The sequence below is a fragment of the Nitrospinota bacterium genome (assembly GCA_035528715.1).
In the GTDB taxonomy this organism is placed as follows: Bacteria; JADFOP01; JADFOP01; order DATKYB01; family DATKYB01; genus DATKYB01.
Genome location: DATKYB010000068.1, coordinates 1 through 8,379 on the forward strand (window position 1 = coordinate 1; position 8,379 = coordinate 8,379).

8 protein-coding genes and 1 pseudogene are annotated in these 8,379 nt (G+C 35.6%); all 9 read left to right on the plus strand.

Features of this window, described 5'->3' with window-relative positions; all coding sequences use genetic code 11:
- Nucleotides 1–1,108 (plus strand): hypothetical protein (locus VMW81_05330; protein HUU50359.1); only part of this gene is annotated, 1,108 nt, incomplete at its 5' end.
- Between the two features lie 55 nt (nucleotides 1,109–1,163).
- The gene (locus VMW81_05335; GenBank protein ID HUU50360.1) at nucleotides 1,164–2,132 is read left to right on the plus strand and encodes an energy transducer TonB; all 969 of its coding nucleotides are present in this window, start codon (nucleotides 1,164–1,166) and stop codon (nucleotides 2,130–2,132) included.
- 31 nt (nucleotides 2,133–2,163) lie between these two features.
- Complete coding sequence (locus VMW81_05340; protein HUU50361.1) at nucleotides 2,164–2,580, plus strand: archease; 417 nt, start codon at nucleotides 2,164–2,166, stop codon at nucleotides 2,578–2,580.
- A 173-nt stretch (nucleotides 2,581–2,753) separates the two neighbouring features.
- Nucleotides 2,754–4,136, plus strand: a pseudogene (locus VMW81_05345) (RtcB family protein).
- 16 nt (nucleotides 4,137–4,152) lie between these two features.
- Nucleotides 4,153–5,181 carry an NAD(P)H-dependent glycerol-3-phosphate dehydrogenase gene (locus VMW81_05350; protein HUU50362.1) on the plus strand — a complete coding sequence of 343 codons (1,029 nt, stop codon included), beginning with the start codon at nucleotides 4,153–4,155 and terminating at the stop codon, nucleotides 5,179–5,181.
- A gap of 12 nt (nucleotides 5,182–5,193) precedes the next feature.
- The gene (larB, locus tag VMW81_05355) at nucleotides 5,194–5,952 is read left to right on the plus strand and encodes a nickel pincer cofactor biosynthesis protein LarB (protein ID HUU50363.1); all 759 of its coding nucleotides are present in this window, start codon (nucleotides 5,194–5,196) and stop codon (nucleotides 5,950–5,952) included.
- 23 nt (nucleotides 5,953–5,975) lie between these two features.
- A complete protein-coding gene (gene larC, locus VMW81_05360) occupies nucleotides 5,976–7,157 on the plus strand; it encodes a nickel pincer cofactor biosynthesis protein LarC (GenBank protein HUU50364.1) in 1,182 nt (393 codons plus the stop codon).
- A gap of 474 nt (nucleotides 7,158–7,631) precedes the next feature.
- Entirely contained in the window at nucleotides 7,632–8,006 is a 375-nt protein-coding gene (locus VMW81_05365) for a MerR family transcriptional regulator (protein ID HUU50365.1), read from the plus strand.
- Between the two features lie 30 nt (nucleotides 8,007–8,036).
- A partial coding sequence (locus VMW81_05370) for a sigma-70 family RNA polymerase sigma factor (protein ID HUU50366.1) occupies nucleotides 8,037–8,379 on the plus strand: 343 nt, incomplete at its 3' end.

An 8,379-nucleotide genomic window follows, 5' to 3' on the forward strand; every position in this document is an offset into this window, starting at 1 on the left:
TAAAAAAGGAGAAGAGCTAAGGGTTGGGATAAGAAGTATTTTAAAAAAGGACGATTTCTTGGATACGATGAGAGGTCTTACAAACTTGGCTGATGTAAGTCTTATAAAGGCCTTAGAGATAGCTGAGGTGAGGATGATAGAGAGATATGGAAAACCAACAGAGCAAACATCTCAAAACAAGCTTAGAGATTCTAGCTTTGCAATCATAGGTTTAGGAAAGCTCGGAGGGAAGGAATTCGACTTTGGGTCTGATCTGGATATAGTATTTATTTATTCTCAGGATGGATCTACTACGGGTATACCTTCTGGCAATGGAGAAATGATAAACAGAATAAGCAACAGAGTTTTTTATGCGAAGCTCTATGAAGAAATTTATCAAATGATTAGTGGAATAACCCGATCCGGGTTCTTATATAAAATAGATGCAAGATTGAGACCTGATGGTAAGAAAGGTGTTATGACCATCAACCTTGATACGCTAAAGAAATATTTACTAAAAAGGGCAGAGGTGTGGGAAAAACAGGCCTTTGTAAAGGCAAGATTTATTGCAGGTAGTAAGATTCTAGGTGATAAAGCGATAAAGATTATTCACAAAAGCATTTATCAAGAGAAATTTGATCCTACTATAGCTTCGGAAATTAATAATATGAGAAAAAGGATAGAAAAAGAGAGAGGAAAGGAAAAAGAGGGGTTAAAAGATATAAAGTTGGGATATGGTGGTCTTTTGGATATAGAATTCATTGTTCAATATTTACAGTTAAAATATGGAAGTAGGTTTAAAAGCTTAAGGGATACGAATACCTTAGCTATATTGGAAAGATTAAGAAACAAAGATTTAATATCTAAACGTGACTGTAACAAGCTAATCAAAGCATACAGATTTTTTAGAGAGACTGTTTCCGGCCTCAGAATTGAACATGAACGTCCCTCCAGTTCTTTGCCAGATGTCGGCCACAAACTTGATATTTTAGCAAGTAGATTAGGTTATAAAAGTGATGAAAAAAAAGGGTCAGGGAAAAAACTTATGGATGAATACGACCTTCATACAACAGTTGTACGAAATATATACAAAAGCATATTTAATAATAAAATTGCCAAATCTTGTTGAAGATCATTTTTTATGATAAAATTAAAGATTAAAAATTTTAATTTCTTTTGATAAAATGCGTAATATAAAGACAAAGAAATATATAATCATTTCAATTATTCTTCATATCTTTTTTATTCTTGCTATAGGAAAGGTAGCGATTAAAGAAAAAAGTCTGTTAGATCCACTGAAGATAAAGATTCTTGAAGAATTTTCAAAAACAAAAGGGATTATAGAAGACCTTCCTAAGCCACCAATGATTGAGGAACCTAAAGAGGCAAAAATTCTCTCTCAATATTCCAGCAAAGCCCATCAAGACTTATCCGATAAAAAATCAGATATTCCGGGTGTAAAAAAACCCTCCGGACTTACAAGAAAAAAAGCTTCTGAGATAGCAAGTAAGAAGAGCCAAAAATCAGAAATAAAGGCCTTGATGAAAGATGAAAAAATCTCTCAAAAAAGTAAACCAAAAAAAATCTTAGCCGAGTTAGAAAAAGGAAAAGGATTAGAGTCAATCAAATCCCACGAAAAAATAGTAAAGAAGGAAGAGGCTGAAACAGAAGCTTTATTAAAGAAAAAAGAAAAACATCTTCCTGATACTCTTTCTCCGCAAAGAGAAGATACAAGATCCTTAAAAGGACTACCTCTTTTGAGTTCAGAGGATTTAAAGAAGTATGTAAAACCAGGTAATAAAGGAGATGGTTCTGATGGAGTTACCGTATCTTTAGAAACTAAGGAGTACAAATATATATCTTACTTTATCCATATAAAAAATAAGATAGAACTTTTATGGGATTATCCTATGGAGGCTGCTAGAGAGGGGATTTATGGATCACTATTTTTAAAATTTACAATTCTTAGTAATGGAAAGCTGGAAAAAGTAGTTTTGATAAGATCTTCTGGTTCAACGATATTAGATGATGAGGCTATTCGTGCCATCAGTACCGCCTCCCCTTATAACCCATTTCCAAAGAGGTTAACAGAGAATAGGATAACGATTACAGCTTCCTTTCACTATTTACCACGTATATTATACGTAAGATAATTTATAGGAGTTACTTTTAACAAAAGGTAAGATGAAGAAGTTTAAACTGATTGAGACCACTGCTGATATAGGTGTTGTTGCAACAGGGGATTCATTACGAGAGGCTTTTACAAATACAGCTTCTGGCTTATTCTCCATAATGACAGAAACAGATAAAGTCGAAAAGAAAGATGCTCTTCCATTTAGTGCAGAGGGAGATAATCTTGAGAACCTATTGATTAATTGGTTAAATGAGCTTATTTACCTCCAAGAGATAAACGATTTTTTCGGTAAAGAGGTTGTTATAAAAGAGTTCGTTGAAAAAAGTCTTAAAGGAGAGATATGGGGAGAGAAGATAGATAGAAATAGACATATACTCGGAACAGAGGTTAAAGCAGCTACCTATCATAATCTTGAGATAAGAGATAAAAATGGAAACTGGATGATTAAGGTAATCTTTGATATTTAATTTTTTCTGAATTGTACAGATTGTTTTAGATTTATAAGATCGATTGGTTTTTATGTCTAATAACTAAGTTTTTGTTTATATTTTAATTAAAGGAGGGAGTTTAGAGTTTGGAAAATAGACTTAGAAGATTAGATGAATACCGATGGGAACTTCCCATATCATTTAAGGAAGGAATGAGAATACCGGGGATAATCTATGCTGATGATATTCTTATGAAGGATATCATGAAAGATGAATCAATCGTACAAGTTGCAAATGGCGCCTTTCTTCCAGGAGCTATAAAGGCTTCCCTCGCCATGCCCGATATTCACTACGGATATGGTCTTCCCATTGGGGGAGTTGTGGCCACTGATATTAAAGCCGGTGGTGTCATATCCCCTGGGGGAGTAGGGTTTGATATCAATTGAGGGGTTAGGGTCTTGAGGAGTTTCCTCAAGGTAAAGGATATTAAAGATAGACTCAAATCTCTGGTTGAGGCTTTGTTTGCTGCTATACCTGCAGGTGTTGGTAGAAAAGGAAGAATAGTTCTTTCATCAAAAGACCAAAGAGATGTGGTTGTTAAAGGGGCGGGGTGGGCTGTAGAGAAGGGCTATGGATATGAAGAAGAGTTGAAATATACAGAGGATGAAGGCTGTATTGAAGAAGCTGATCCTCATAAAATCAGCCACAAGGCTTATCAAAGGGGTATCAAGCAATTAGGGACGTTAGGTTCGGGGAACCATTTTTTAGAAATCCAGTTTGTAGAAGAGATTTATGATGAGATGGCAGCAAAAACTTTAGGGCTCGAAAAGGACATGATTACAGTGATGATTCATTCAGGCTCCAGGGGTTTTGGCCACCAGATTTGCACCGATTACCTTGCTATATTAGAAAAGGCGGTCAGAAAATATGGTATCCATATTCCTGATAAACAACTGGCATGTGCCCCTTTTGAATCTTCTGAAGCTCAGAGCTATCTGGCAGCTATGAGAGGAGCTGCAAACTATGCCTGGGCAAATAGACAGTGTCTGATGTACTGGACTAGAGAGGTATTTCAAAAAGTCTTAAGGATAGGTCCAAGGGATTTAGGGATGAGTCTTATTTATGATGTAGCCCATAACATCGTAAAGGTAGAGGAACACCAAATACAGGGAAAAACCTTCAAACTGGCCGTTCACAGAAAAGGAGCTACGAGGGCCTTTGCACCAAATCGTCCTGAAATTCCAGAAGAGTATCAATCAATAGGTCAGCCCGTATTGATTCCAGGAGATATGGGACGTTACTCTTATATTCTTGTGGGAACAGAAAAGGCTATGGACGATACCTTTGGTAGTACCTGTCATGGTGCAGGAAGGGTTCTCAGTAGACATGCAGCAATGAGGCTTACAAAAGGAAGAGCTATTAATAGAGAATTAGAAGATAGAGGGATTTTTGTAAAATCTGCAGGAGCAGCAACACTGCGAGAAGAAGTTTCCGAGGCCTATAAAGACATAAGAAATGTTATCCATGTTGTACACAATTCGGGGATTTCTAAAAAAGTTGTCAAATTACATCCCTTGGGAAATATCAAGGGATAATAGGAGGATCTGGGAGATGGTATCAAATAATAAGACAAAAGAACAAATAGCAATTATAGGTGCTGGAAGCTGGGGGACTGCTCTAGCAAATTTGTTAGGTTCAAAAGATTACCCTATCAAACTCTGGGTTTATGAAAAAGATTTATTTCATTATATGAAGAAATATCGGGAAAATAATTATTATCTTCCTAGAGTTAGAATATCTGTAAATATTGTCCCTGTTCATTCTCTTGAAGAGGCTGTTGATAAGTCAGACATTATTATTTCAGCTACGCCGTCTCATACGGTTAGAGATGTTATGAGTAAGACAGCTCCATATGTACCTAAAAGCGCTATTATCATTAGTGTTTCAAAAGGTATTGAAGAGGCGACATTGATGACAATGTCTGAAGTAATCAGAGATGTTCTTCCAAAGGAACTCAATGATAATGTGCTTGTTCTTTCGGGTCCTAGTTTTGCAAAAGAGGTGAGTCTTAGAAAACTAACAGCAGTAGTTATTGCTTCAGAAAATATAGAAATGGCAAGAGATCTACAACATATTTTTAATACGCCTTTTTTCCGGGTTTATACCAACAATGATATTAAAGGTGTGGAACTCGGTGGGGCATATAAAAATGTTATTGCTATTGCCACAGGGGTTTGCGACGGTTTGGAGCTAGGTTTTAATGCAAGGGCTGCACTAATAACAAGAGGGTTGGCAGAAATTTCCAGATTGGGACTTGCTATGGGTGCAAATCCTATCACTTTTTCAGGTCTAGCAGGAATGGGAGATTTAGTCCTTACCTGTACGGGAAAACTTAGTCGTAATAGAGATATTGGCCTCAAACTGGGAAAAGGGATGAAACTAGAAGAAATTTTAAAAGAGATGAAGATGGTAGCAGAAGGAATTAATACCACCAAATCAATAGTAAGGCTTGGAGAAAAATACAATATAGAATTGCCTATAGCTGAAAAGGTATATGATATTTTGTTTAAAGATAAAGGAATTAAAGATGCAGTATCAGAGCTTATGGGAAGGGATCTCAAGGGAGAAACAGAGATTTAGTGAGGAGATAGGATGGATCGAGAGAGTTTGAAGAGATTATTAGAAAGGGTTTCAAGGGGCGAACTAAAGCCAGATGAAGCCTTGGATTCTTTGAAGCATTTACCTTTTGAAGATATCGGTTTTGCACATATAGACCACCACAGGGAGTTGCGGCAGGGTGTGCCTGAGGTTATTTATTGCGAGGGGAAAACACCAGAGCAGGTTGTTGAGATAATGGAAAGAATGTTGTCAAAAGGAGCTGATATTCTTGCTACCCGCGTTCACTCTGATATATATCAGAAAGTGAAGTTACTCGATAATAGGGCATATTACAATGAACCTGCAAGAACAATCGTTATAAATAATAGGCCTAAGGTCCGAACCAAAGGAAAGGTATTGATTATTACAGGTGGTACTGCTGATATCTCCGTAGCTGAGGAGGCATGGGTAACCGCTGATATCTTAGGAAGCACGGTTGGTAAACTTTATGATGTAGGTGTTGCAGGGATTCATAGGCTTTTTGATAACAGAGAGAGGCTTTTTAGTGCAAGAGTTATTGTCGTTGTTGCTGGAATGGATGGTGCCTTGGCAAGCGTGATAGGAGGATTAGTTGATAAGCCTGTAATAGCTGTTCCAACGAGTGTAGGTTATGGTGCCAGTTTTGGAGGAATTTCAGCCTTACTGACCATGCTCAACAGTTGTGCTCCAGGGGTTGCAACGGTGAATATCGATAATGGGTTTGGTGCAGGTTATCTAGCTCATATCATAAATGAACTTGGGGAGAAGGTTTAGATTTTTTATAATAAGAGGTCACAATGAAAATTGCCTATTTTGATTGTTTTTGTGGAATTAGCGGTGATATGGTATTGGGAGCATTACTAGATATAGGTGTGAAACTGGACTATATTAAAGGGGAACTTAAAAAATTAAATTTGAACAATTATGAAATTAAGGCATATAAAACAAGAAAGAGTAACATTACAGGGACAAAGGTAGATGTTCTTTTAAACCAGGATGATAAGGTTCATAGAAACCTGAAGGATATTGAGGAAATAATAAACAGTAGTTCTTTGGGGGATAAGATTAAGGATAAAGGCCTTCAGATTTTTCGGAGAATGGCAGAAGCAGAAGCTAAAATTCATAATATTAATGTTGATAAGGTACATTTTCACGAAATTGGGGCCATTGATTCTATTGTAGATGTTATAGGTTCTCTTGTAGGAATTCATTCATTAGATCTGGACAAAATATGCTCTTCCCCGTTAAACGTTGGTAGAGGGATGGTTACCACTGAACATGGAGAACTTCCTGTTCCAGCTCCAGCAACCCTTGAGTTGTTGAAAGGAATACCCATATATACTGCATCAATAGAACATGAACTCACCACACCTACAGGAGCAGCTATAATAAGTAGTTTAGCTCAGGATTTTGGAGATCTTTCATCTATTGAGGTTGAAAAGATCGGCTATGGAGCTGGTTTTGCAGATTTTGACCATACACCTAATTTATTAAGATTAATAGTGGGAAAAAGCTTTTTGAAATGGGCGGAGGACAATATAGATGTATTAGAGGCGAACATAGATGATATGAATCCAGAATTTTACGACTATATCTTAGAAAGATTCTTTGAGCAAGGTGCATTGGATGTCTTTCTTACTCCGATTATTATGAAAAAAAACCGTCCCGGAATAAAAATAACCGTTTTATTAGAAGAAAAAGACCTTTCTGATATTCAAAAAGTCTTTTTTTATGAGACATCGACCTTTGGCTTAAGGTCTTTTAAAGTTAAAAGAAATAAATTGATAAGGGACATTATTAAGATCCAAACAGAATTTGGAGAGATAAGGATTAAGGTCGGCAAAGAAGATAATAATGTTATTAATATTTCTCCAGAATATGAAGACTGCAAAAAAATAGCAAGAGATAAAGAAGTTCCTCTTAAGGATGTATTTCAAAAAGCTATTAATTTGGCAAGAAAAAGACTTAAATTAGACTAATATTGTTCGCATAAAAGACTTATATTTTTTTACTTATCTTATTTTCTCCTCTCATATTTCAAAATCTGATAATTGATTAATAATATAAGAATTAGATAAAAGGATTGTAAAGAGAGTCACCCTTTTATATAGGCATAACCTATTACAATTCAATAGGTTATTTTATGTCTTGCAAGAAAATAATTTCATAAAATATAAAATTGATGAATTGGGGAACATTTTTTAGGTTTTACTGTCTATATATATGATAAATTAACCGAAAGTCTTATAAATTAGAGACTTTTTATTTTTGGAACAGGAATTAAGTTTGTTCTAAATATTTTTTTGAAAAGGTAGTTTTTTACAATAAAAAGTTGACAAAAAATTATTACGAGTTATATTAAAAATAGATCTTTTTAAGTCAAAAAATTGATCGGATATTAACTTAAAATTTTAACCTTATCCTGAAAGGATAATTTAATAGGTGAGGGAAAAATGAAAATCAATAAATACAAAATTGAAACGATTCTTAGAGAGAAGATAGAGCATGGCTCATTGAGCGATCAAGAACTTGCAAATATCTTAAAAGTTCATCCGTCTACTGTATCAAGATGGAGAAACAGATTTAATATTCCTCCAGCAGATAAGTTTGAGAAGAGATTTAGAAAAAAATATGGCAGAGATTCAATCGAGATATTTAAGAAGATGATAGAAGAAGAGTCTTCTCTTCAGGGAATAGCTAATCATTTTGGCTTTACAAGGGAATATGCAAGGCAGGTTTTTAATAAGCTCTATCAAAATTCAGATAAGATTGTAAGGCCAAGAAAAAGAGGAAGATATAAAAAGCAGGTTAAAGCTAAGAGCCATTAGTTTTTTCCGTATAAAAAAGGAAATTAAAAAATGAGAAACATCGTATTTAATCCTATTTCAATGTATTTAAAGGATATCTCGAAATTAGGATTATTAGACAGGGAAGAAGAGATAGAATTGGCAAGGAGGATTAGAAAGGGTGATAAAGAGGCCGAGAGGAGATTAGTGGAGGGAAGTCTCCGTTTTGTTGTCAGTATCGCGAATAGATACAGGGGGCAGGCCGTTCCTTTAAGCGATTTAATTAATGAGGGGAATATTGGATTAATAAGGGCAGCAAAGAAATTTGATCCTACAAAGGGGATCAAGTTTATCACCTATGCTGTTTGGTGGATTCGCACTTCAATCAGGCATGCCCTTGCAAAACAGCAAGGGG